The 25,069-nt window shown below is 64.9% G+C and carries 20 protein-coding genes and 1 tRNA gene; 11 read left to right on the forward strand and 10 right to left on the reverse strand.

Annotated features, from left to right (window positions below; all coding sequences use genetic code 11):
- Positions 1-5: 5 nt before the first annotated feature.
- From NKJ81_RS11290 to NKJ81_RS11315, 6 genes are all read right to left on the reverse strand, one after another.
- Entirely contained in the window at positions 6-836 is an 831-nt protein-coding gene (locus tag NKJ81_RS11290) for an ATP-binding cassette domain-containing protein (RefSeq protein WP_352448550.1), read from the reverse strand.
- The gene (locus tag NKJ81_RS11295) at positions 829-1,719 is read right to left on the reverse strand and encodes an ABC transporter ATP-binding protein (protein WP_352540475.1); all 891 of its coding nucleotides are present in this window, start codon (positions 1,717-1,719) and stop codon (positions 829-831) included. Before NKJ81_RS11295 ends, NKJ81_RS11290 begins: the two co-directional genes overlap by 8 nt.
- A complete protein-coding gene (locus NKJ81_RS11300) occupies positions 1,716-2,564 on the reverse strand; it encodes an ABC transporter permease (protein ID WP_352540476.1) in 849 nt (282 codons plus the stop codon). Before NKJ81_RS11300 ends, NKJ81_RS11295 begins: the two co-directional genes overlap by 4 nt.
- Entirely contained in the window at positions 2,557-3,564 is a 1,008-nt protein-coding gene (locus NKJ81_RS11305; protein ID WP_352540477.1) for an ABC transporter permease, read from the reverse strand. The genes NKJ81_RS11300 and NKJ81_RS11305 overlap by 8 nt, the downstream gene beginning before the upstream one ends.
- A gap of 64 nt (positions 3,565-3,628) precedes the next feature.
- Positions 3,629-5,155, reverse strand: coding sequence for an ABC transporter substrate-binding protein (locus NKJ81_RS11310; protein WP_352540478.1), 1,527 nt, complete (start codon positions 5,153-5,155; stop codon positions 3,629-3,631).
- 107 nt (positions 5,156-5,262) lie between these two features.
- Positions 5,263-6,837 (reverse strand): phytoene desaturase family protein, encoded by a 1,575-nt coding sequence (locus NKJ81_RS11315; protein ID WP_352540479.1) that lies wholly within the window; start codon positions 6,835-6,837, stop codon positions 5,263-5,265.
- 117 nt (positions 6,838-6,954) lie between these two features.
- Here NKJ81_RS11315 and NKJ81_RS11320 point away from each other — a divergent pair, with 117 nt between their 5' ends.
- The 8 genes from NKJ81_RS11320 (at position 6,955) to NKJ81_RS11355 (ending at position 18,326) form a co-directional block, all read left to right on the forward strand.
- Positions 6,955-7,746, forward strand: coding sequence for a cyclase family protein (locus NKJ81_RS11320; protein ID WP_352540480.1), 792 nt, complete (start codon positions 6,955-6,957; stop codon positions 7,744-7,746).
- A 131-nt stretch (positions 7,747-7,877) separates the two neighbouring features.
- Positions 7,878-9,449 (forward strand): phytoene desaturase family protein, encoded by a 1,572-nt coding sequence (locus NKJ81_RS11325; protein WP_352501691.1) that lies wholly within the window; start codon positions 7,878-7,880, stop codon positions 9,447-9,449.
- Positions 9,449-9,928 (forward strand): MarR family winged helix-turn-helix transcriptional regulator, encoded by a 480-nt coding sequence (locus NKJ81_RS11330; protein WP_352455076.1) that lies wholly within the window; start codon positions 9,449-9,451, stop codon positions 9,926-9,928. Before NKJ81_RS11325 ends, NKJ81_RS11330 begins: the two co-directional genes overlap by 1 nt.
- 42 nt (positions 9,929-9,970) lie before the next feature.
- Complete coding sequence (locus NKJ81_RS11335) at positions 9,971-12,124, forward strand: thiamine pyrophosphate-dependent enzyme (RefSeq protein ID WP_352540481.1); 2,154 nt, start codon at positions 9,971-9,973, stop codon at positions 12,122-12,124.
- A complete protein-coding gene (locus NKJ81_RS11340; protein WP_352540482.1) occupies positions 12,117-13,706 on the forward strand; it encodes an indolepyruvate oxidoreductase subunit beta family protein in 1,590 nt (529 codons plus the stop codon). The genes NKJ81_RS11335 and NKJ81_RS11340 overlap by 8 nt, the downstream gene beginning before the upstream one ends.
- Positions 13,707-13,965: 259 nt before the next feature.
- Positions 13,966-16,650, forward strand: coding sequence for an ATP-binding protein (locus NKJ81_RS11345; RefSeq protein ID WP_352470023.1), 2,685 nt, complete (start codon positions 13,966-13,968; stop codon positions 16,648-16,650).
- A gap of 379 nt (positions 16,651-17,029) precedes the next feature.
- Complete coding sequence (locus tag NKJ81_RS11350) at positions 17,030-17,596, forward strand: hypothetical protein (protein WP_352540483.1); 567 nt, start codon at positions 17,030-17,032, stop codon at positions 17,594-17,596.
- 109 nt (positions 17,597-17,705) lie between these two features.
- Positions 17,706-18,326, forward strand: a complete 621-nt coding sequence (locus NKJ81_RS11355) for a LysE family translocator (RefSeq protein ID WP_352470025.1) — start codon at positions 17,706-17,708, stop codon at positions 18,324-18,326.
- 35 nt (positions 18,327-18,361) lie between these two features.
- On the opposite strand, the gene NKJ81_RS11360 is transcribed toward NKJ81_RS11355, so the two are convergent.
- A tRNA-Thr gene (locus NKJ81_RS11360) sits at positions 18,362-18,437 on the reverse strand.
- Between the two features lie 354 nt (positions 18,438-18,791).
- On the opposite strand from NKJ81_RS11360, the gene NKJ81_RS11365 reads away from it, so the two are divergent.
- Positions 18,792-19,943: a hypothetical protein gene (locus tag NKJ81_RS11365; protein WP_352540484.1), complete on the forward strand. Its 1,152-nt coding sequence runs from the start codon at positions 18,792-18,794 to the stop codon at positions 19,941-19,943.
- 103 nt (positions 19,944-20,046) lie between these two features.
- Here the strand turns inward: NKJ81_RS11365 and NKJ81_RS11370 are convergent, their stop codons facing one another.
- Positions 20,047-21,648 (reverse strand): cisplatin damage response ATP-dependent DNA ligase, encoded by a 1,602-nt coding sequence (locus tag NKJ81_RS11370; protein WP_352540485.1) that lies wholly within the window; start codon positions 21,646-21,648, stop codon positions 20,047-20,049.
- Between the two features lie 73 nt (positions 21,649-21,721).
- Entirely contained in the window at positions 21,722-22,732 is a 1,011-nt protein-coding gene (locus NKJ81_RS11375) for a ligase-associated DNA damage response exonuclease (protein WP_352470029.1), read from the reverse strand.
- Between the two features lie 107 nt (positions 22,733-22,839).
- Between NKJ81_RS11375 and NKJ81_RS11380 the strand changes: the two genes are divergently transcribed.
- Positions 22,840-23,784 (forward strand): methyltransferase domain-containing protein, encoded by a 945-nt coding sequence (locus tag NKJ81_RS11380; RefSeq protein WP_352470031.1) that lies wholly within the window; start codon positions 22,840-22,842, stop codon positions 23,782-23,784.
- A 55-nt stretch (positions 23,785-23,839) separates the two neighbouring features.
- A complete protein-coding gene (locus NKJ81_RS11385) occupies positions 23,840-24,196 on the forward strand; it encodes a hypothetical protein (RefSeq protein WP_352470032.1) in 357 nt (118 codons plus the stop codon).
- 7 nt (positions 24,197-24,203) lie between these two features.
- On the opposite strand, the gene NKJ81_RS11390 is transcribed toward NKJ81_RS11385, so the two are convergent.
- Positions 24,204-25,067, reverse strand: a complete 864-nt coding sequence (locus NKJ81_RS11390; protein ID WP_023717847.1) for a prephenate dehydratase — start codon at positions 25,065-25,067, stop codon at positions 24,204-24,206.
- Positions 25,068-25,069 lie beyond the last annotated feature (2 nt).

Consider the following 25,069-nt stretch of genomic DNA (forward strand, 5'->3'; position numbering starts at 1 on the left):
GTGTTTCATGCCGGCGCCTTTGCGGCGGGAAGTAGCCAGGCATCATCGATCTCGGGCAGCGGAATGGCGGCGAGGAGATCGCGCGTGTAGCCCTGCTGCGGCTGCTCGAACAAAGCGTCGGTCGCGCTGGCTTCGACGATCGCGCCTTCGCGCATGACGATCACTTGCCGGCAGAGCCGCCGGATCACCGACAGGTCATGGCTGATGAAGGCAACGGTCAGGCCCATTTCGGCGGCGAGTTTTTCCAGCAGCGTCAGGATCTGTGCCTGCGTCGACACGTCGAGGCCTGAGACGATTTCGTCGGCCAGCACGAATTTCGGCGACAGCGCCAGCGCGCGGGCAATGCCGACGCGCTGGCGCTGGCCGCCCGACAATTCATGACGATAGCGGCTGGCGAAGCCTTGCGGCAGGCCGACGCGCTGCAACGCCTCCGCGACACGATCCCTGAGATTGTCGCCAAGCCCGTTCTGCTTGAGCGGTGCTGCGATGATGCTGAAGATGGTGCGGCGCGGGTTGAGCGACGACATCGGATCCTGGAAGATCATCTGCAGATTGCGGCGCAGCGGCCGGAGCTCGGCCTCAGGCAGGTGTGTGATGTCGCGGCCGTCGAAGATGACCTTGCCGGCGCTCGGCTCCAGAAGCCGCACTAAGGCGCGGCCAAGCGTCGATTTGCCGGAGCCGGATTCGCCGACGATGCCGGTCACCGATCCCTTTGGCAGGTCGAAATCCAGCCCTTTCAGGATCTCGGCCAAGGGCGCGCGGCCGATCAGCGGCTTGCGCGTCATGTCGGGCAGCGCGACCTTCAGCCCACGCACGGAAAACAGCGGCTCAGCCATGCGGGCGCCTCCAGGCCTGATCGGCGGCGGCGATCTCCGCGGCTAGCCCGGCCAGTACCGCCTCGTCCACGGGTTTCAGCGAAGCGAAGGGATCGGTGTAGCGCGGAGTCGCGGCCATCAGCGCTCGCGTGTAGGGGTGCTGCGGGGCAGCGAAGAGAGCGGCCGTTTCGGCCTCCTCCACCACCTTGCCGGCATAGAGCACCGAGACCTTCTGGCTGATCTTGGCGACGACGCCGAGATCATGGGTAACGAACAGGATCGCCGTGCCGTGCTCGCGCTGCAGCTGCGCGATCAGCCGCAGGATCTGCTTCTGCACCGTCACGTCGAGCGCCGTGGTCGGCTCGTCGGCGACGATCAGCCTTGGTTCGGCCGCAAACGCCGCGGCGATCAGCACGCGCTGGCGCATGCCGCCGGACAGCTCGTGCGGATAGCATTTGAGGACACGCTCGGGGTCGCGGATCTGCACCTCGTCCAGCAATCGGCGGATGCGTGCATCGGCCTTCTCGCCGCTCCAGCCGAGGATGCGCACCAGCCGGTCGGTCATCTGCGGGCCGATGCGGCGTGACGGGTTGAGCGCGGTAAGCGGATCCTGCGGGATCAGCGCCGTGCGCGCGCCGATCAGCGTGCGCCTTGCCTTTGGCTGAAGCTTGCCGAGGTCCTCGCCCTCGAACAGCATATCGCCTTCGACGATGCGCACGCTCGAAGGCAGGACGCCAAGCACCGCCTTGCCGATCATCGTCTTGCCGGCGCCGCTCTCGCCGACCAGCGCGCGCACCTCGCCGGGCTCGACGGCGAGCGACACCGAGCGCAGCACGCGCAAGCCATTAGGCAGCACCGCGCTAAGGCTGCGTATGTCGAGGCAGGGTTTCGCCTGCGCGTTCATCGCAGCACCGGATCGAAACGTGCCCTGAGGCCCTCGCCAAACTGGCTGAACGACAGCACCGTCAGGATCAGGGTGACCAGCGGGAACACCAGCACCCACCAGGCCTGATGGATCGACAGGCGACCCTCGGCGATGATGCCGCCCCAGGTCGGGTCGTCGGTCGAGATCGACAGATTGACGAAGGACAGGATCGCCTCGACGATGACGGCAATGCCCATCTCCAGCGACAGCAGCGCGACGATCGACGGCACCACATTGGGCAGCACTTCGCGCAGCATGATGCCGATGCGGCCGTAGCCTGCGATGCGGGCGTTCTCGACATAGTCCATGCGCGACTGGCCCATCGTCTCGGCGCGGATCACCCGGCAGAAGCGCGTCCAGTCGATGACGGCAATGGCAATGATAACCGAGCTCAAGCCGGTGCCGAGCACGGCGACCAGAAGGATGGCAAACAGCACCGGCGGAAACGCCATCCAGACATCGACGATACGTGAGATGATGCGGTCGGCCCAGCCGCCGAAATAGCCGGCGATCAGGCCGAGCGTCGAGCCGACCAGGCAGGCGGCAAAGGCTGCCGCGAAGGCGACGATGAAGGCGATACGGGCACCGAAGATCAGCCGTGACAGAAGATCGCGGCCGAGGCTGTCGGTGCCGAGCCAGTAGCCGGGCTCGGCGCCATCAATCCAGAAAGGCGGCAGCCGCTCCAGCATCAAATCCTGCGCCAGCGGGTCCTGCGGTGCGACCAACGGCGCAAAAATCGCGGCCAGCAGCGCAATCAGCAGCCAGCCGCCGGCCAGCCACAGGCGTGCCCGCGAGCCATGTCTCGAAATGCGGGCCTCATCCATGGCGCAGCCTCGGATTGAGCAGGGCGTACATCATGTCGACGGCAAGGTTGATCAGCACGAACAGCAGCGCGAAGACCAGCACGATGCCCTGGATCAGCGGCAGGTCGCGGTTGATGACGGCATCGATCGCCATGTTGCCGAGACCTTCATAGGAAAACAGTCGTTCGACGATGACCGTGCCGCCGATGAGGAAGGTGAACTGCACGCCGACCAGCGTCAGCGTCGGCAGGGCCGCGTTCTTCAGCGCCTCGCGCAGGATGACCTGCGTTTCCGAAAAGCCCTTTACCCGCGCCAGCACGACGTAGTCGAGGTCGAGCACTTCCTTCAGCGACTGTTTCAGCAGCTGCGAGATGATCGCGGCCAGCGGCAGCGCCAGCGCAATCGCCGGCATCAGCATGTGTGCCAGCAGGTCCCTGGTCAGGTCGAAGCGCAGCCGGACGATGCTTTCGAACAGATAGAATTGCGTGGCGAAGGGCAGGTCGAGCTGCGGCGACACCCGGCCAGAAATGTCGAAGATGGGCACCAGCACGCCAAACAGAAGGATCAGCACCAGGCCCCACAGGAAATCGGGAATCGAGAGTGCCGCACCGCTGGCAATGTCGATGCCGGCTTCGACCGCGGTGCCGCGTTCGCGCGCGCCGAGGATCGCCGTCGTGCCGCCGATCGCCAGCGCCATCACAAGCGCGACGATCGCGAGTTCCAGCGTCGCCGGCAGGCGGTTGAAGACCAGGCCCAGAACATCCTGCCGGAGCGAAATCGAAGTGCCGAAATCGCCCCTGACGACACCTGCCAGCCAGATGAAAAATTGCTGGACGATGGTCTTGTCCAGCCCGTAAAGCGCGCGCAGACGCGCGATGTCGGCATCGGTTGCACCGGGCGGCAGCATCATCGCGATCGGATCGCCTGGCGCGACACGGATGACGACGAAGACGACGACGGCCACGCCGAACAGCGTGATCGCCATCGTCAGAAGACGGATCAGGAATCTTTGCAGCAGCATGGTCGCCCGTGGCGGAAAATGCGCGCCGTCATTCCGGACGGCGCGCGACAAGCCGAAGACTGTCTCAGGCCGGGCTCATCAGCGCCGGCAGAAGTGCGCCCGACACATGCTGCACGACATTGACGCCCTTGGCATGCACGATCGGCTGCGCATACTGGATCAGCGGCAGCACATAGGCCTGTTCGGCGATATATTTGTCGACGGCCTTCCAGCCGGCAATGCGCTTGGCCTCGTCCTTCTCGCCCCATAGCGGGTTGATCATGTCGATCAGGTCCTGGCTGTCCCACACCGAGTGCGGGCTCGGGCCATACATGGCAAAGCCGGTCGACGTGGTGGGATCGCCGATGGCATTGCCCCAATTGTAGAAGGCCGCCGGCGCCAGCTTGTCGGCGGCGCGCAGCTCGTAGTGCTTGGCGATCTCGTAGACCTCGATCGTCGCCTCGATGCCGACCTTGCGCCACATGCCGACGATCGCCTGGATCATCTCGTAATCCTTGGGCTTGAAGCCCTTCGTCGTCTGTATCGTGAACTTGACCGGCTTTTCTGGCGAATAGCCGGAGGCGGCCAGCAGTTCCTTGGCCTTGTCCGGATTGTGCTCCACCTTGATCGACGCATCGTAGGCCGCGTATTCCGGCGTCTCCAGCGTATCGATGGGCTGGCCGTAACCGCGCAGCAGCCGGTCGACCAAAAGCTTTTTGTCGACCGCCATCACCGCCGCCTGGCGCACGTTCTTGTCCAGCATCACGTCGATGTCGTTGAAGAAGATCATGCCGATGTCGGAAACGTTCTTGCATGAGCCGGCAAGTCCATCCTTGGCGATCAGGCGGTCATATTCCTCATAGGGGACCTCGAGGGTCACCTGCGAGGAACCGGACTCGATCTCGGCGACGCGGCTCGCCGCATCGGTAACGAACTTGATGGTTACGTTCTCGAAGGCCGGCTTGCTGCCCCAGTAGTTCGGGTTGGCCTTGAGCCGCAGGAAGGCGTTGCGCTCGAATTTGTCGACCATGTAGGGCCCGGTGCCGATCGGGGCTTTCTCAAAACCCTCGGCGCCGACCTTTTCGTAATAGGCCTTCGGCATGATGTAGCCGGTCAGGAACGACATCCACTTGAAATACACCGGGTCGAATTGCACGACGTCGCCGGTGATCTTGTCGCCGTCGATCTTGAAGTTGTTGACGTTCTTCCAGACGAACTGGATCGGGTTGCCGGTTTTTTCATCGCCCGCCCGCTGCAGCGACCAGACCACGTCTTCGGCCGTGAATGGCGAGCCGTCATGCCAGGTGACGCCCTCGCGCACCGTCATCATGATCTTGCTGCGACCCTCGTTCCAGCCCCATTCGGTGAGCAGGCCGGGCGCGAAAGAAAGATCCGGCTTCTGCGGGATGAACTGGTCGAACACCGACTGGTACAGACCCTGGATGGTCGGGTTGACCGCTGAAGGCCCGGTGGTCGGGTCCCAGGACGGCAAATTGACATTGTAGGCGATGGTCAGTTCGCCGGCAGCCCTGGCGATTTGCGGCAGGCCGAGCGCCGTGGCGCCAAGTGCGGCCGCGCCATATCCGAGCAATTCTCGTCTGTTGATTGTCATGGTCGTTCCCCTGTTGCTTTTATGCGCGGTGTCGTTGTCAATCGGTGGGTTTAGGCTCCTTGGGCAACCGCGCCTTGTCCTCCTTCACCCTAGATGAAAAATGGAGCCTACCTCCCGCCAAGTTGTTGCGCGAGCATGAAGCCCGACGCCGCCCCGGTGCCGGCGCCGGGCCATGTTGCCGCCCCGGTCAGGTGCAGATTGCCGACCGGCGTGTTCCAGCCAGCGTAACCGCGCGCCGGCCGGAACAGGAAATTCTGCGCCAGATGATGGCTGCCGCAGATCTGGTCGCCGCCGACAAGGTTCGGGTTCTCGCGTTCGAGGTCGATGGGCGAGAACACGGCGCGGCCGAGGATCTTCCGACGAAGGCCGGGCGCATAGCGCTCGATAATGTCGAGGACGCGCTCGGCGTAGTGCTCCCTAGCCTCGTCCCAGTGAGCCACCGCGATCGTGCCCGCCGCATCGCCTGCAATCTCGGCTGGCAGCATGCGCACCTGCACCCAAAGTACGTGCTTGCCGTCCGGCGCGCGCGAGGGATCGACGGCCGTCGGCTGGCCGACGACCAGCACCGGTTCGTCCGGCAGCACCCCTGACATCGCCTGCTGATAGGTCCAGGACATGGCATCGAGCGACGGCGACAGATGCACATAGGCGAACTGCCGAAGCTCGGCACCGGCGCGCCAGTCCGGCAGGTCGTCGAGCGCCAGATGGATCATCAACGTCCCCGGCGCGTGGCGGAATTTTTTCACGGCCGTGTCGAAGCCGGTGTCGCCGGATCCGTTAGGCAACAGTTTCCCGGTCAGCGCCTTGGGCGCGACACCGGCGATGACGGCCTTGGTGGCGGTGTGGGTCTCGCCGGAAGTGAGCCGCACGCCGGTCGCTTTGCCGGCCGAAACCGTGATCTCGGCGACATCAGCCCCAGTGACGATCTTGCCGCCGGCGGCCGTGAGCATGCCCGACAAAGCGCGGATAATCGTGTCGGCGCCGCCTCTGCCGAGCACCATGCCGAAGCACTGGTTGGCCATGGATTCGAGGTAAGGGAACACCGCGCCGCCGGCGATGTCAGGCGCGAAATCGAGATGCATGCCCCAGGTGGCCAGCGTCGCCCTGACATGCGGTGACTCGAAAGTATCCTCGAGCCAGGCGCGGGGTGACGAAAGCAGCAACCGACCTGTATCGAGCGCGCCGGCAAAACCCTTCTTGCGCCAGAGGTTCCAGGCGGTGCCGGCGAGCGCACGGCCGCTCATCGGCGAGCCCAGCAGCCGGAACAGATGCTCGGCCTCCGCCGGGAATGCCGCAACCAGACGGCGCCATGTCTGTGCGTCGGCGTCGGAAAAAGCGGCCATGCGCGAGGCGGTCACTTCCAGGTCGCTGCTGACGCCGAACCAGCGACCGTCGGGGAAGGCGCTGGCAAAACAGTCGGCCACCGGCACGAATTCCAGCCCGTGGGTTTTCAATTCATTTGCATATTTCTTGTGAAAGGCCGAGCCGGCGAACAGGCTGAGATTCATCGCGCCGAAATCGTGCCGGAAGCCCGGAAGCGTCAATTCGCGCGTCTGAACGGCGCCGCCGATCGTTGCATTACGCTCGAAAACTGCGGTTTTCCAGCCTTTGAGCGCCAGATGCGCGGCGCATGCCAGACTGTTGTGGCCTGCCCCGACAAATATGGCGTCGAACTCGCTCACGCCCCGTCCCATTTCCTTTATGCTTAAAGATAATTGCAGATGCATATGTTTTCGTCTAGTAGGATATTAAGGGCCGCGAGAGCCTTCAGCACCATCGAGAAAGAGGGAACAGAGACCATGGACACACAACAACTTTTAGGCGAAGTCGCCGGCCAGCTGCTTTCAGGCGCCATTCAGGTGGTCGACCTGACGGCGCCGCTCGGGCCCGACACACCGCTGATCAAGCTGCCGCCGGAACTGGCGGTCGACACGCCGAAGATCGAGATCCACGCCATCTCCGCCTATGACAAGAACGGTCCGTGGTGGGCGTGGAACTGGCTCAAGCTCGGGGAGCATTCGGGCACGCATTTCGACGCGCCCAACCACTGGATCACCGGCAAGGATTATCCGGACGGCGCCACCGACACCATTCCGGCGCAGAACTTCGTCGGACCCGTCAACGTCATCGACTGTTCCAAGCAAGCGGCAGCCGATCACGATTTCCTGCTCACCGTCGATCACATCAAGGCATGGGAAGCCGAACATGGCGCTATCAACCCCGGCGAGTGGGTGGTGATGCGCACCGACTGGTATAAGCGCAACGGCTCGGAAGCCGAGTTCCTCAACGCCAATGAGACCGGACCGCACACGCCTGGCCCGACCGCCGAAGCCATCCAGTATCTGATTAGCAAGGACATCAAGGGCTGGGGCAGCGAGACGATCGGCACGGATGCTGGAAAAGCAGGGGGAATGGAGCCGCCGTTCCCGGCGCATAGCCTGATGCACAAGGCTAACCGCTACGGTCTCGCCAGCCTTTGCAACCTCGACCGGCTGCCGCCGAAAGGCGCGATCCTGATCGCGGCGCCGCTCAAGATCGAGCACGGCACCGGCAGCCCGATCCGCGCGTTGGCGTTGGTGCCAAGGCAATAGGGTAGCTGCGGTCTTCGGGAGAAGATCATGTGCGGAAGTGGCACTGTGGTGACGGAGTGGGAGCGGCAGCCTTGCAAAGCTGCGGCTCTACGGCGCCGTAGAGCGCCAATCTCTGCTAGGAGCACGCATCGATGAGCGCTCCCGATCACATCGTCGTCGGCAGCGGCATCAACGCGCTGGTCTGCTCGGCGATGCTTGGCGGCAAGGGGGCGAAGGTGCTGGTGCTCGAGCGCAACGACCGCATCGGCGGCTGCATGCGCACCGAAGAAATCACCGCGCCCGGCTTCATCCACGACGTGATGGCGACGACCTTTGTCCTGTTCATCACCTCGCCGGCCTATGCGGCGCTGGGCAAGGATCTGGCGCGGCACGGCCTGGAGTTTTGCAACAGCTCCACGCCGACCGGTGTGCTGCGCCCGGACGGCAGCCATGCCGTCCTGCGCACCGACCGTATCGCCAATGTAGCGGCGATCAATGCGCTTGCCGCGGGCGACGGCGACCGGCACGCAAACGATGTCGGCGAGATCGAGCGCAACGCCGGTCTGCTGTTCGGACTGCTCGGTGGCAGCCTGTGGTCCTACCCGACGGCCAGGCTGCTGGCGGGTGAAGCCTGGCGGCGCGGCCCGCGTGGCCTTGCCGCCTTTCTCGGCAGCGCGCTGGTGCCGGCGCGCGGTTGGCTGGAAAGCACCTATCAGTCGGAAACCATGCGCGCGCTGTGGGCGCCCTGGGTGCTGCATGCCGGCCTCGGGCCTGAGGACGCGTTCTCCGGCCAGATCGCCAAGGTCATCGCCTTCGCGCTTGAGGCGGCCGGCGCGCCGATCGTCAAGGGCGGTGCCAGGAATCTGCTGGCCGCCTTCGAGGCCCTGATCAGGGAACGTGGCGGCGAAATCCGCACCGGCGCCGACGTCGCGGCTATTGTCCAAAGCGGAGGCCGCGCCGCCGGCGTGCGGCTGGCTTCGGGCGAAACGATCAACGTGAACAAGAGCGTCATCTGCTCGGTCACGCCGACCCAGCTCTACGAGCGGCTGCTCGGCGACGCGGCGCCGAAAGCAGACGTCGAGGCAGCGCAAAAATACCGCTACGGCAAGGGCAATTTCCAGATCCACTATGCCTTGGACAAGCCGCCGGCATGGCGCGGCGAGGGCCTGGACAAGGTCGCGCTGCTGCATCTGACGCCGGGGCTCGACGGCGTCTCGAAGGCCTGCAACGAAGCCGTGCGCGGCATGCTGCCGGAGGTGCCGACCATGTGCATCGGCCAGCCGCACGCGCTCGACCCATCGCGCTGCCCGGACGGCAAGGCGGTCCTGTGGCTGCAACTGCCCGAGGCGCCACGGCATATCAAGGGCGATGCCGCCGGCAAACTGCAAACACCGGCAGACGGTCGCTGGACCGAGGCGCTGCGCGAAGCCTATGCCGACCGTGCCGAAGCGATCCTTGCCAGCCATATCGATGGGTTCAAGGACAGCGTCATCGCACGCCGCGCCTGTTCGCCGGCCGACCTGGAAGCGATGAACATCAATCTGGTCGGCGGCGACCCCTATGGCGGTTCCTCGGCTATCGACCAGTCGTTTCTGTGGCGGCCGTTCAAGACGAGCCGCAATCACGCCACCGGGGTCAGGGGTCTCTACCACATCGGTGCCTCGACCCATCCGGGTGCTGGCTTGGGCGGCGGCTCCGGCTTTCTCCTGGCGGGGAGGCTGTGATGGAACAGAAGGTTGAAAAGCGCCAGCGCATCTCGACTTTGGGCCAGATCGGCCTGCAGCAATTCGCGCCCTATCTGATGAACCGCATCATGGGCCGCTACAACGCCACCTTACGTGACAATTTCCGCAAGCAGGGCCTGACCATTCCGCAGGTGCGTACGCTGGCCGTGTTGTCGGTCACCGATGGCGTCACCGTCAACGATCTCTCGGTCTATACCGTCATCGAGCAGTCGACCTTGAGCCGCACGCTCGACACGCTGGAGGGGCAAGGGTTTGTGCGGCGCGAGCAGGGGGTCACCGACAGCCGTATCCGCCATGTGTTCCTGACCGACGATGGCCGCGCCGAGTTCGCGCGCGCCTGGCCGGCCATGCACGACGCTTTCGAGGCAATGTTCGACGATGTCGACGATGCCGAATACGCGGCGCTGATCGCGACATTGCAGAAGATGCTGAAGAACATTCGCAAGCACGACATCTGATCTTACGCGCCGCCATCGGGGCGGTAACGGAAGGAGCCCAAAATGGCCGAACGGTCTTTTGCCAAGGAAGTCGAAAAGCTCAGGCTCGGCGCCGGCGAGGAGTTTTCCGGCGAAGGCATTCTCGCCATCACCAAGGCGCTGCTGCAATGCGGCGTCGGCTATGTCGGCGGCTATCAGGGCGCGCCGATCAGCCATTTGATGGACGTGCTGGCCGACGCGCAGGATATCCTGGGCGAGCTCGGCGTGCATTTCGAGGCGAGCGCCTCGGAGGCGACCGCCACCGCTATGCTGGCGGCATCCGTGCATTATCCTATCCGCGGCGCGGCGACCTTCAAGTCGACGGTCGGCACCAATGTCGCCTCCGACGCGCTCGCCAATCTCGCTTCCGGCGGCGTCACCGGCGGTGCATTGATTATCGTCGGCGAGGATTACGGCGAAGGCTCCTCGATCATGCAGGAGCGCAGCCACGCCTTTGCCATGAAGAGCCAGGTCTGGCTGCTCGACCCGCGACCGAACCTGCCGTCGATCGTCAAGGCGGTGGAGGACGGCTTCGAGCTGTCCGAGGTTTCCAACACGCCGGTCATGCTGCAGGTCCGTATTCGCTGCTGCCATGTCCACGGCCATTTCATCGCCAAGGACAACAAGCGCCCGGCAATGACTGTGGCCGATGCGCTCGAGGCGCCGCGCCGCGACACCGGCCGCATCGTGCTGCCGCCCGCGTCGTTCCTGCACGAGAAGGAAAAGGTGCAGAAACGCTGGCCGGCGGCGGTGGATTTCATCCGCGCCAACAAGATCAACGAGTTTTTCGGCCCGGAGCACGGCTCGGTCGGCATCGTCATGCAGGGCGGCATGTACAATTCGGTCATCCGGGCGCTGCAGCGGCTCGGCCTCGCCGACACTTATGGCGACACCGACGTGCCGCTCTATGTGCTCAACGCCGTCTATCCCTTAGTCGACGACGAGTTCCTGTCCTTCTGCGAAGGCAAGGACGCCGTTCTCGTCGTCGAGGAAGGCCAGCCCAACTACATCGAACAGGCCTTTGCCGCGATGCTGCACAAGGCCGGCCGCGGCACCAGGCTCGTCGGCAAGGAACATCTGCCTATGGCCGGCGAATATACCGGCCAGGTGATGCTCGACGGCATCGGATCGTTCCTGCGTGCCACCATCCCGCATCTGCTGCCAAGCGAGGTCCGCGCGCCGAACAAGATCGGCGACGGGCTCGACACCGCCGACCTGATCAACGTCGTCCCGGGCCGACCGCCCGGCTTCTGCGTCGGCTGCCCGGAGCGGCCGATCTTCGCCGCCACCAAGCTGGTCGAACAGGAGCTGGGCAAGCACCACATCGCCTCCGACATTGGCTGCCATCTGTTCTCGATCATGCCGCCTTTCGAGCTAGGTGCCACTACCATGGGCTACGGGCTTGGGCCGGCCTCGGCTTCGGCGTTCAATTCGCCCGATGCCAAGCGCCGCTCGATCTCCTTCGTCGGCGACGGCGGCTTCTGGCACAACGGCCTGACCTCCTCGGTCGGCAATGCCGTGTTCAACAAGAATGACGGCGTCATCGTCATCGTCGACAATTTCTATTCGGCCGCGACCGGAGGGCAGGACATCCTGTCGTCCCGCGCCGGCAACAAGACCAAGTCGACCAAGCACCCGATCACCGAGGCGGTGAAGGGCATGGGCGTCAAATGGCTGCGCCACATCGACCGCACCTACGACGTAACCAGGATGCAAGACACGCTGCGCGAGGCGCTGACGACGGACGAGAAGGGCCCGAAAGTCATTGTCGCCTCGTCCGAATGCATGCTCAACCGGCAGCGCCGCGAAAAGCCGCTGGTCGACAAGGCGATCAAGGGCGGGACGCGCATAGTCAAGCCGAAATTCGGTGTCGACGAAGATATCTGCACCGGCGACCATGCCTGCATGCGGCTGTCCGGCTGTCCGTCGCTTTCGGTGAAGTCGCTCGACGATCCGTTGCGCGACGATCCGGTGGCGCATATCGACCAAAGCTGCGTCGGCTGTGGCAATTGCGGCGAGGTTGCCGATGCGGCGGTGCTCTGCCCGTCCTTCTACCGCGCCGATGTCGTGCACAATCCGAGCCGCTGGGACCGTTTCCTTGAAGCCGCGCGTCGCGCCATGATCGGTCTCTTGCAGCGGCGCCGTGAAAGCCGGCGCCTGATATTCGCCGATGCTTGACGCCGTTCCATCAACCCGTTCAAAGGCCGGCGCGCCGGACGACGAGCGCGTCATCAAGCTTGCCGTGCTGGCGGTCGGCGGCCAGGGCGGCGGCGTGCTGGCCGACTGGATCACCGACGTCGCCGAGCGCAACGGCTACGTCGCGCAATCGACCTCGGTCGCCGGCGTCGCCCAGCGCACCGGCGCCACCATCTATTATGTCGAAATGTGCCGCGATACCGGCCGCCAGCCGGTCTTCGCGCTGTCGCCGTCGCAGGGCGACGTCGACATCCTGATTGCCGCCGAACTGATGGAAGCCGGCCGCGCCATCATCCGCGGCTTCGTCACGCCCGAGCGCACGACGCTGATCGCCTCGTCGCACCGCATCGCCGCGGTCTCGGAGAAGATCGAGCCCGGCGATGGCCGCGCCTCGTCCTCGAAGGTGCATGCCACGGCGGAAGCCGCGGCCAAGCGCTTCATCGCCTTCGACATGGAGAGGATCGCCGCCGACAATGGCTCGATGATCTCGGCCAGCCTGCTCGGCGCGCTGGCCGGCTCCGACGCCTTGCCGTTCAGTCGCGAAAGCTATGAGCGGGCGGTCAGTGCCGGCGGCCGTGGTGTCAAGGCCAGCCTCGCCGCCTTCGGCGCCGCCTACGATCGGGCGCGCGGCATCGCGAGTGTGCATTCGGGCGACAAGACTGCACAGCCGGCAGCCGCCGAAACCGGCTTAGCCGCAACGACAAAAGTCAGCGGTCCGGAAAGCCTGTTAAAAGGCTGGCAACAATTGGCGGCGCGCGTCGCCACGCTGCCTGTACCCGTGCGCGACATGGCGCTTCGCGGCCTGAAAAAAGTGGTTGACTATCAGGACGTTGCTTATGGCGGCGAGTATCTCGATAGGCTCGACAAGGCCGTCGCTCTGGACGATGTCGAACACGCCTACGCGCTGTCGATCGCCGCCGCCAAGCATCTGGCCAACGCCATGTGCTACGACGACATGATCCGCGTCGCCGACCTGAAGACGCGCTCTAGCCGCGACCGACGCGTACGCCGCGAGGTCGGCGTCAGGGACGGCTCGGTCCTGCAGGTGACCGAATATTTCCATCCGCGCATCGAGGAATTCTGCGGCACGCTGCCGGCCGGGCTCGGCAGCTACATCGAAAGCCGGCCGAAGCTCGCCGCCTTCCTCGACCGCCGCATCAACCGCGGCCGCCGCATCCGCACCGACAGTTTCGCCGGCTTTGCCGCATTGTGGTTCATCGGCGGCCTGCGCCGCTGGCGCCGCCGACTGCTGCGCCACAAGGTCGAGACCGCGCATATCGAGCGCTGGTATGCGCTGGCGCTGGGCCAAGTCGGCCAGGACTACGCGCTTGGCACGGAGATCCTCAACTGCCGCCGGCTGATCAAGGGCTACAGCGACACCCACGCCCGCGCCCAGTCGAAATTCGACCGGGTGCTGTCGGCGCTCGACCAGCTCAAGGGCCGCCCGGACGCCGCAGACTGGATCCGGCGCCTGCGCGAAGCGGCGCTGAAGGACGAGAAGGGCGACATGCTCGACGGCGCGCTGAAGACTGTGGCGTCGCTGGGCGACAATCCGGTGAAGTGAGCGGCCTTTTTCGAGGCTCGGGGCAGTGGTTGCTTCGCAGAACTACAGTCCGCTTCGCCTGGGCTGTCAACGCCCGCCGTGGCGGGGTCTGCCTGTTCTGTGGCCTTCGTGCCTACGGCAGCGGCAAACATATCTGCTCCAGGACAAATGACGCCCGGTTCCGAGCGGCTATTTGCCAAACATTCCCGGCCATGTGAAACGACTGTGTTGCACTCATTGCCTGCTGTTGTACCTTCAATATTCTGGAGGCGCGGGCTTGATGCTGCTTGAGCGAGAGGACCCACTTGGAGCTTTGTTGGCCGCGGCCGAGAGAGCTGCTGCCGGACATGGCGGGACCGTGCTGGTGCACGGCGAGGCGGGCCTGGGCAAGACCTCTCTGCTGCGCGAATTCGCGGAAAACGCCGACCGGGACTGCCGGGTGCTGTGGGGCTGGTGCGAGGCGCTCTTCACGCCGCGCCCATTGGGCCCTCTCCAGGACATGGCGCACTTGCTCGACCCGCGCGTGGCGGCGCTGCTTGAGGAGACCGCTGCGCCGGAGCGGCTTTTCCCGGCATTGCTGAATGCGCTGCAGCGCGCCAAGGGCACGACCGTGCTCATCTTCGAGGACATGCATTGGGCGGACAATGCGACGCTCGACCTCGTAAGATATCTCGGGCGCCGCGTCTCCCTGCTCCGCACCATGCTGGTGCTGAGCATGCGCAGAGAGGATTTGAACGCCGATCACCCGCTGACCCACGTGCTCGGCGATCTTCCCGCCGCCTCGGTACGCCGCGTGACGCTTAGACCGCTGTCTCCCCAGGCGGTGACAATGCTGGCCGAACAGGCCGGCCGCTCCGCCGATGGGCTTTATCGCATTACCGAGGGCAATCCCTTCTTCGTTACCGAGCTCCTGTCCAGCAGCGAGACCGAATCGGCGCGTGTGCCCGATTCCATACGCGACGCGGTGTGGTCGCGCCTGTCGCGCCTGACGCCTGGAGAGCGCGACGTCCTGGAGGTCATGAGCATCATGCCGGGCAGCGTTGAGCCGTGGCTGATCCGGGCCCTTCTCGGGGCCGAGGCCGAAGTGCTCGTCGATCGATGTGTCGTGCGCGGATTGCTGCGGCGGGACGACCAGGGCGCGCTGACATTTCGTCACGAGCTTGCCAGGGAAGCGACGCTCGACCGGCTCTCCCCCTCTGTGCAACGCTCGCTCCATGCGAAGGTCGAAGCGGCACTCTCGGAAGTTCCGGCCTCGCAGGCAAGTGCTCTGCTTTCGCGCCGCGTGCACCACGCCGGCGGCGCCGACAATGGCGAACGCGTGCTCGAACTTGCGCCGCTCGCCGCCAGCCAAGCCGCGCGCCTGGGGGCGCATCGGGAGGCGGCCTCGCATCTGGCGACCGCACTCAGATATGTCGACCAGGCCCCGCCGGAGCTGGCCGCGCAGCTCCATGAGGACTGGGCGTACGAGGCCGGGTTGGCGCTGCTTGTCTATGACGCCATCATCGAGGCCCGGCATCGCGCCATCGCTATCTGGCGGCAGCTGGGCCGGATCGACAAGGTAGGCCTTAATCTACGCTGGCTGTCGCGCCTGCACTGGCGGCGCGGCGAAGGCCCGCAAGCGGAGGAATATGCGGACCAGGCCGTGCGTGAGGTGGAAAGCCTGCCGCCCGGTCCCGAGGTGGCAATGGCCCACAGCACGCGCTCGCAGCTCCACATGCTGCACTATCGTTTCGATGAGGCGATCGAATGGGGCGAGCGCGCGATCAGTCTGGCCGATCGGCTGGGCGAGGTCGAGACGCGTGTTCACGCCCTCAACAATGTCGGAACCGCGCTCATGTTTGCCAACCGCCCCGGCGGCGTTGAGCGGCTGGAGGAAAGCCTTGCCCTGGCGCTCGAGCACGGGCTCCACGACCATGCGGCGCGGGCCTATACGAACTTTGCGGAATGCGCGGTGGTGGCCAAGGACTTCGAGCTGGCGGAGCGGCTGCTGGCCGAAGGCATCGCATTCTGCACCAGGCACGACCTCGATTCGGCGGCGCAATACCTGCTCGGCCGGCAGGCGCAGCTTTGCATGGAACAGGGCCGGTTTCGCGAGGCCGCAACCATCGCTCAGGGCGTCATGAATGTGGAACGCCTGCCGATGGTGATGCACTTGCCGGCGCTCACCGTGCTTGGCACGGTCCGCGTAAGGCTGGGCGAGACCGACGGCGTCGACCTTTTGCAGCGCGCGCTTGTGGAGGGCCAGACGACCGGCGAGCCGCAGCGTATCGTCCCGGTTCGCCTGGCGCTGGCGGAGGCGGCCTGGCTTGCCGAGGATGTCGGCGCCAGCCACGCGCAGCTTACCGAGCTGGCGGCTATGAACCTCGACAATTTCCGCCCCCGGGACCTTGGCGAATTGTCGGTCTGGTGGCGTCGATGCGGAATGCCCGGGTCGCTGCCGGCGCAATCGGCGCCGATTCCCTCGCCCTGGTCCGCCGAGCTTCTCGGCGATCCGCAGACCGCCGCGGCGGAGTGGACGCGTTTGTCGCTGCCCTATGAGGCAGCGCTTTCCCTCATGCAGGTTCGTGGGGCGGATGCGGGGGCGGCGCTCGCTCGCGCCGTGGCGATGCTCGACCAGATCGACGCGCCCGCGGCCGCGGCGCTCGCGCGCAAGCTTGCGCAGCGTCAGGGCCTGTCAGGCCTGCTGCCGAAGGTGCAGCGCGGACCCTATGCGGCAGCTCGCCGCCATCCACTCGGCCTGACACGGCACGAGCAGAAGGTGCTCGCCCTGATCGCCCAGGGCATCAGCAACAAGGAGGTCGCGCGACATCTGTCGCGCTCGCCCCGCACGATCGAGCATCACGTCTCCTCGCTGCTCGGCAAGCTCAATGCCGCAAACCGCATGGAAATCCTCCTGCGCCTGCGAGGCGAGCCGTGGCTGTTGACGGGCACCCATCCGCTGGAACCGCACCAGACTGGATCATGATCCCAGCCGATTCTGTCGGGATGGAACAGGCTCTGGGTAGTTCCCACAGCAAAATTTCCGCGAAAACTGGGAAATCGACCGCCTAAAAATGGGTGGCGGTACCGATTTGCACGCCCGCCGCTCCGCGTAGGCTTCTGCTCGCAGCGTGGATGGACCTCCCAACACCACGACGCCTTCACGATCCGGGGGAGAAGGCGGGCAACGGCGGCGGAACGGGGGCCGCCGCCGGCGTCCGTCGCTGGGGCGGATCGTACCAGGAGCAGGGGCGATGTCGGCAAGCGAAAAAGCGGATGCCCAGCGGCGCTGGCCAGGACAACGATTGGCACAAGCGGTCGCGGTGCGGCTTTCAGGACCCGGAGGCTGTTATATTGCCGGCAATGTGCTGGGCCTCGGCATGGCCATGTTCATGCAGATTCGGCTGGCGCTAACCGAGGCGAGCAGCACTTTCGCCGCGCCTCTAATGTTCGGCCACGACCTCGCCGGCGGCTGGAACTCACTGGCGCTGCTGGTGGCGAGCGCCATCTTCTTGCGCAGCGGCGAGGAGTATCATCGCGCCCTCAGCAACGGACATCTCGACCCGTCGGTAATACAGCGCGCAGATTTTCTGTCCGGCACCGGGTCATTGGTGCTCGGGTCAAGTCTGCTGCTCGTCGGCAATCCAATCCTGGTCGTGACATCGGGGTTGCTCCATGCCGTGGGCAAGTTCGGCAGCGCCTTCAGGCTCGGCGCGCATGGCGCGGTGCTCTTCGGCCTCAAAATGCCGGAGCTCTTCCGCCTTTCGGTACTGCTCAGCCGCTTTCCGGCAATTATCGTCACCGCGACCGAAGTCGCCCGCGTCATTGCTGACGCTCGCACCGATCAGATCCAGGCTATCGCAATCCCTGCGACGCTTCTCGTCTGTTACCTGCTTTGGGCACGCGGGGATATTCTTCTATTTGGAAAGTAAATCTGAAAACATCTAAGCATTTTCGCGTCGCATGGTGAGAAACAGGGAGTGGGAGCGCGACGGTGATTCTTCTCTAATCTGTAACCGGCGCAGCAAACGGGAGACTGGCATGTCAAGTTCGCTTATTCTGTCGACGGCGATGCTGCAATTCCTGGCGGCATATACGGTGATCATGATCACGCCAGGCCCTATTGGCCTCGCGACCGGCAGCCTTGCCTCCTTGCACGGCTTTGGCAGGACGATCCCGCTGGTGGCCGGGATCGGCGCCGGTACCGCCGTGCTGGCGGTCCTGGTGGCGTTTGGCGCCGTTCATCTTTCCGGGTCGCTGTCGGTGCCGGCGGTCAAGATCGCCGGTGCGGCCGTCCTTGGCTGGATGGCCCTGCGCATCGCCAGAACGGCGCCGCCGGCCATCGGCGAAGCGCCTCGGCAGGCCGGATTGTTTGCCGGAGGGTTTCTCATCAGCATTCTCTCGCCTGAAACCGCCACTTTCTTCGCCGTCGCCTTCATGGGGCTGATGCTGCCGATCCGGACCTCGAACGAGATGCTGATGGTCGCGGCCATCGTCGCCATCATCGACATAGGCTGGTACGGATTCCTGGCCGTCGCGCTTTCGCGTCCGCTCGTGCGCGCTGCCGCCGTGCGGCATCATCGCGTCATCTGTCGGGCGGCGGGGATCGTGCTGGCAATGCTCGCCCTCGTCTCGGCGGCGGCAGCTTTTCCACTCGGCTGAACGCCGGTTGAAGCAGGCGCGCGGGATAGGCCGTTTGGTGCCGCTTAGGTGACTCGAACACCTGACCCCATCATTACGAATGATGTGCTCTACCAACTGAGCTAAAGCGGCCCGGGAAGCCGAGCTTCCAAGATGGGCTGCGTGATAGACGCAACCGGCCGCGAATTCAAGATGGCAGTCGCGATTTCAGGACGAGGCAATTGGTGCCGCCTCCGGCCGGGCGCAAGGGCAGCCGCCGCGCGGATCTACCATTGGCCGCGTGATGCCGTATCGGCAGGCCGTCCCATCCGCCACGTTGGCCGCGGCGGGAAAATCAGGGAAAAATGTTGATTCCTTTACCGAAAACCGCCGAAATGAGCTTTGTGCCCCTCGGCAAGGCAGAATGCGGCCGCTCGCTTGTTGATTGATTGGTCGCCTGCGGCTAACGATCATGGCAATGTGAGTGAAATTGCAGAGGGAATTCGCTTGGACGCGATCGAAAAAGCGATCCGTAATGCCTTCGAGAAAGGCAATGCCGACGACCGGGCGTTTCGCGAGCGGGTCTATCGATCGGCTTTCGCGGCACTCGACCGTGCCCTGCAGGCTAATCCAAACGTCACGGTGGAAGTCGCCATCAAGCGGCGCAAGGCGGTCCAGGCGAAGATCACCGAAATCGAATCGGAATTCCTGCCGGCGGTTGCCGACGTCGCCGCGCCGACCGACAGTTTGGAGGCAGCACCGGAGGTGGAGCCCCCGGCCGAAGCTGAAGCCGCGCCGTCGCCCGATGTCGTCGTTGACGGTCCGGCGCAGCCGCCCGAATCCGATGCGCCGCGGTCGCGCGTCCTGCCGGTCGTTCCCGACATCATGCCCGATGCGCCTGTTGCCGAGGCGCCGGTGATCGACATGGCGGCCTCGGTTCCGACCGAAGCCGACGCCGAAACGGACGACGCGGAAGTGACGCCCGACCGCGACGACCGGCGGGCGAGACGGCGGCGCCTGCCCTTGAGCGCGATCTTCTTCGGTGTGACGCTGCTCGCAGCCGCCGGCATCGGCCTTTATTTCGCCAACCAGACCGGCGTCTTCAAATCGGCGACCGAGCTCGACACGGCGCCGCCGGAAGCGCCGCCAACGGTCGACGGCGATGATTTCACGCCGGACGACACTGCTTCGCCGCCGAAGCAGGGCGAGCAGGACCAGGCGCACGACTGGATCAATGTCTTTTCGCCGGGTGACCCGACGCAGGTCAATGCACCGTCGGACACCAAGGCCGACGTCATCCAGGACGAAAGCGGTTCCTTCCTGCGCATCCGCTCGGGGGCATCCGGCTCGGCCATCAGCTTCGACGTCGGACAAGGCGTGCTGGAAAAACTGGCCGGCAAGCATGCCACATTCGACATCATCGCGCGCTCCGAGGAGGGCCAGGAGACGCAGATTTCCGTCGATTGCAATTTCGGCGAACTCGGCGACTGCGGCCGCAAGCGCTATGCGGTCGGTCGCGAGCGCAATGAATATCTGTTCGACGTGCGCTTTCCCGACAAGCGTCCGGGCGCTGCCGGCACCATCGCCATCAATTCCGACTTCGACAAGCAGGGCAAGTCGGTCGACATCTACGAGATCCGCGTCTCAGTCGTTCCCTAAAGCACGTCGCGTTCGGACCGGCCTCATGCGACGCGCTTCAGATTCTTGTTCTGATGCATGTCGTTACCGCAAAACCGCTGCACTGTTTTTTGCGCGACATGCATTAACTATCGAGCAGCGCCTGCAGCGTCTCGATGCGGTCGGCTTCGGCCGCCGGCTTGTCCCAGCGCAGCCGCGAAATGCGCGGAAAGCGCATGGCGACGCCGGATTTGTGCCGCGTCGAGCGGTTGAGCCCTTCGAACGCAACCTCCAGCACCAGCCCGTTCCTGCGGTCGGCACGCACCGAGCGGACCGGGCCAAAGCGCTCGATCGTATTGTCGCGGACATATTTGTCGATCTGCCTCAGTTCCTCGTCGGTGAAGCCGAAATAGGCCTTTCCCACCGGCACCAGCTCCTCCGATCCTTCCGGCCCGGACCAGACGCCGAATGTGTAGTCGGAATAGAAGCTCGAGCGTTTGCCGTGGCCGCGCTGGGCATACATCAGCACGGCGTCGACCGTGTGCGGATCGCGCTTCCATTTGAACCACGGGCCCTTCGGCCGACCGGCCACATACGGCGAATCCCAGCGCTTCAGCATGACGCCTTCGATGACCGGATGCAGCGGCTTGCGGCGCAATTCCTCGAGTGCCTGCCAGTTGGTGAATTCGACCAGCGGCGACAGATCGAAGCGGCTCGGATCGAGCGTCCTGACGAAGGCCTCGAGCCGGCCGCGCCGTTCGCGGAAGGGAAGTCCGCGCAAATCCTCGTCACCAATCTGCAGCGCATCGTAGCACCGCATGAAGGCGGGGTATTGCTGCTGGATCTTGGGCGACACGCTCTTGCGGTTCAGCCGTTGCTGCAGGTCCGAGAACGTGCCCGTCGCCTGCCTGGGGTCTCCGACCAGAAGCTCGCCGTCGAGGGCGCCTGAAAAATCCATCGCCTCGGCAAGATCCGGAAAGGCGCCGGAGACGTCGTCACCGGTGCGCGAATAGAGCCGGCGAATGCCGCCTTCGCAAGCCGCCTGGACGCGGATGCCGTCCCATTTCCATTCGGCCGCGTAGTCGGCCGGGTCGAGCCTTTCGAGGTCGCCGTCGCCGACGGCATTCGACAGCATCACCGGCCTGAACAGCGCCAGCGCCGTTTTCCTGGGCTTTTCCGCTTTACCCTCCAGCCAGGCGAACAGCCCGATATAGGGCGGCGTCAGCCCGTGCCAGAGTTCCTCGATCTCGGCGATATCGACCTTGCCGAAATCGGCCAGTGCCTGCTTGGCCAGCCGCGCCGAGACGCCGATGCGCAGGCCGCCGGTGACCAGCTTTATGATGGCGAAGCGCGCCGACGTGCTGGCGCTGTCGAGCAGCCGGGCCAGCACCTGCGGCCCGTCGGAACGGCTCGCCGCCTGCAGCTTGGCCACCACCTCGGCCAGCGTCGGCTCGTGGTTCGCAACGTCGACCGGCGCTTGCGGCCAGACCAGCGACACGGTCTCGGCCAGGTCGCCGACATAGTCGTAGGAATAGCCGAACAGCACCGGATCCATGCGCTCGATCACCAGTGTGCGCAGCATCGCCGGCTTGACCGCGGCGATGGACAGATCGCCGGTAATGGCCGCCAGCGCCAGCCCGCGGTCCGGATCCTCGACGCTGCGGAAATAGTCGGTCAACAGCGTCAGCTTGCCGTTGCGCGACGGCGTCAGCACCAGCCGGTCGAGAAGCTCGGCGAAGCGGTTCATGGAAGGGGCGACGCCAATGAGAAAGGCTTGCCGCAGAGCGCCGTACCGGCGATTGCTGGATCCAAAAACACCATCAATCGCCCTCGTCCTCGTAGCCGACGAGATGCAGCGGCCTGGCGGCAATGCCTTCGAGTTCGCACCAGCGCACCAGAGCCTCCTCGCGGCCATGCGTTACCCAGATTTCTTCGGCGCCGGTCTCCTTGATCGTCGCCGTCAGCTCGTCCCAGTCGGAGTGATCGGAGATGATCAGCGGCAGCTCGACGCCGCCCTGCTTGGCGCGCTGGCGGATGCGCATCCAGCCTGAGGCGAAGCACGACATCGGATCGGGAAAACGCCGCGCCCAGCGATCGGCGAAGGCGGATGGCGGGCCGACGACGATGGCGCCGGCAAAGTCGCTTTTTTGGCCGGTCTCGACGGTCGCCGGTTCCAATGTGCCGAGATCGATGCCCTGGCTCTGGTAATATTCGCTGAGCTTGGCCAGCGCGCCGTGGATGTAGATCGGCTTTTCGTAGCCGGCATCGCGCAGCAGCCGCATGACGCGCTGCGCCTTGCCCAGCGCATAAGCGCCGACCAGATGCGTTCTCTCGGGAAACTGTTCGGTCGATTTCAGCAGCCGGGCGATCTCTTCGGAATCGGGCGGATGCCGAAACACCGGCAGGCCGAACGTCGCCTCGGTGATGAAGACATCGCATTTGAGCGGCTCGAACGGCTCGCAGGTCGCGTCCTTCTGGCGTTTATAGTCGCCGGACGCGACGATGCACGTGCCCTGGTGCGCGACCTTGATCTGGGCCGAGCCCAGCACATGGCCGGCCGGGTGAAAGCTGACGGTGACGCCGTCGAGCGCAATCGTCTCGCCGAGCACGGCGGCTTGCGTCGTTCCGGCAAAACTGTCGCCGTAGCGCAGCCCCATGATGTCGAGCGTCTGCTGCGTCGCCATCACCGAGCGGTGGCCGGAGCGGGCATGGTCGGAATGGCCATGTGTGATCAGCGCCCGGTTGACCGGCCGCACCGGGTCGATGAAGAAATCGCCGGGCGGGCAATACAGCCCTTCCGGCCGGGGATGAAGCAGGTCGCTGGCGCGCATGGCCCCAAGATAGGCGCTAATTCCGGCGCGGGAAGCCTGTTGTAAGTCACTGCTGACTCCAGCATAGAGCGCAAGCCGGCTGCAAACACCCGGCGGAACCCGATCGCATGAAACCGCTCCAGACCTCGTCCGGCGATTTGACCGCCGACCGCCGCGCCGACTATGCCGAAATGCTTTATGCATCCGGCGATCATGCGGCAGCGGCGGAATTGCTGCTCGGCGCGCTCGAACTGGCGCCGCAATGGCCAGCCGGCTGGTTCCGCCTCGGCGAGATGCAGGAAGCGGCGGGCGCGCGCGATCGTGCCGCGCAGGCCTGGACGACGGCGCTGCGGCTGGACCCGGCGGACAGGCTCGGCGCGGTGCTCAAGCTGCAATTGATCGGCAGGGCGGCGGCGGCCCAGGCGCCGCCCAGCGCCTTCGTCGAGACGCTGTACGACCACTATGCCGGGAGTTTCGAGGGTGAACTGGTCGACAGGCTCGGCTACCGTCTGCCCGAATGCCTCGACCGCGCCATCCGGGCAGCACGGCCGGGCCGGTTTTCGCTGGCGCTCGATCTCGGCTGCGGTACCGGCCTCATGGGCCAGAGGCTGCGGCCGATCGCCGACCGGCTGGAGGGTTACGACATCTCGGCCGGCATGCTGAGGCAGGCGCGCGCCAAAGGCGTCTACGATCTGCTCGTCAAGACGGACCTGCAGGACTTTTGCTATTCTGGCCCGAAAGCCGATCTGGTGACGGCGGCCGATGTGTTCATCTATGCCGGCGCGCTCGACAGGGTGGTGAACAAGATTGCCGGAATGCTTGCCGGCGGCGGTCTGTTTGCGTTCTCCGTCGAGACGCTCCCGAGCGGAGAATCGTCTGACAGCGCCGGCTTCGCCTTGCAGCCGTCGCGCCGCTACGCGCATTCGCAAGGCTATGTAGAGCGGGTTCTGGATGCCGACGGCTTTTCGATCCTGTCGCTGCAGGCAACGATCATCCGGCAGGATCGCCGCCAACCGGTCGAAGGGCTGGCCGTAGTGGCAAGCTCGCTTTCCGGCAGCGTAAAATCTGGCTAAGACTTCTGCCGCTGCGCATGAGAAGCCGCAGCTGCGAAAGACAAGGAGCACGTTCATGCGCTGGAACATGACGGTCTTGGCATCTTGCCTGGCGATGGCCGGCTGCGTCGGCAATTCGATGTCCGAACGGCAGGACGAAAACGTCCAGTCCTCGCTGCTATTTGACAAGGTGCCTTGCGATCAATTGCTGGCGCAACGAAACGGCCTGGCGCAGCAATATCATCTGCCGGTGGACGCCAAGCCGTCGTTCTCCAACCCGGCGACGGGCTTTGGCCCGTTCACGCCGGATATGCGCTCAAAAGCCAAACGCGACGCCGACCAGGCAAGCGGCAAGATCGACGCCATGAACCGGTCGATCAGCCGGCGCGAATGCGGCAAGCCGGCCAAACGGAACAAGCTCGGCCTGACCTGACCGGATCTTAATCCGCCACCTTCCACTGCTCGCGCGAGGCGCTGGCGGGATAGACGCCGAGGATGCGCATTTCGCGCGAGAAAAAGCGCAACTCGTCGAGTGCCAGCTTCACCAGCGGATCGTCGGGATGACCCTCGATATCGGCGTAGAACAGCGTCGCTGTAAACGCGCCGAGCTGGTAGCTTTCCAGCTTGGTCATGTTGATGCCGTTGGTGGCGAAGCCGCCCATCGCCTTGTAGAGCGCCGCCGGCACATTGCGGACGCGGAAGATGAAGGTCGTCATCATCCTGGCGTCGGCCGAGGGACGTTCAGCCCATTGCTTGTTCTTGGTCAGCACGACGAAGCGGGTGACGTTGCTGTCGGTGTCCTCGACATTCTCCTCGATGATGTCGAGCCCGTAGAGCGTTGAGGCCAGCGCCGGCGCCAGCGCCGCCATGGTGCGGTCCTTCATCGCGGCGACCATCTTGGCGGCGCCCGCGGTGTCGCCGGCCACCGTCGCCTTCCAGCCGTTCTTGCGGATGTATTTGCGGCATTGGCCGAGCGCGTGGATGTGGCTGTGCACGGTCCTGATCTCGTCGCGCCTGACGCCGGGCAGCACCATCAGCTGGAAGTGGATCGGCAGAAAGTATTCGCCGATGATGTGCAGCTTCGATTCCGGCAAGAGATGATGGATGTCGGCGACGCGGCCGGCAATGGTGTTCTCGATCGGGATCATCGCCAGATCGGCCTTGCCGGTCTCGACGGCGTTGAAGGCGTCCTCGAAGGTCGGGCACGGCAACGGCTCCATTGACGGGAACATGTTGCGGCAGGCGGTGTCGGAATTGGCGCCCGGCTCGCCCTGGAAGGATATTTTGTTGGTCTTTTCAGGCATGC

The organism is Mesorhizobium sp. M0018, from assembly GCF_040323955.1.
Lineage (GTDB): Bacteria > Pseudomonadota > Alphaproteobacteria > Rhizobiales > Rhizobiaceae > Mesorhizobium.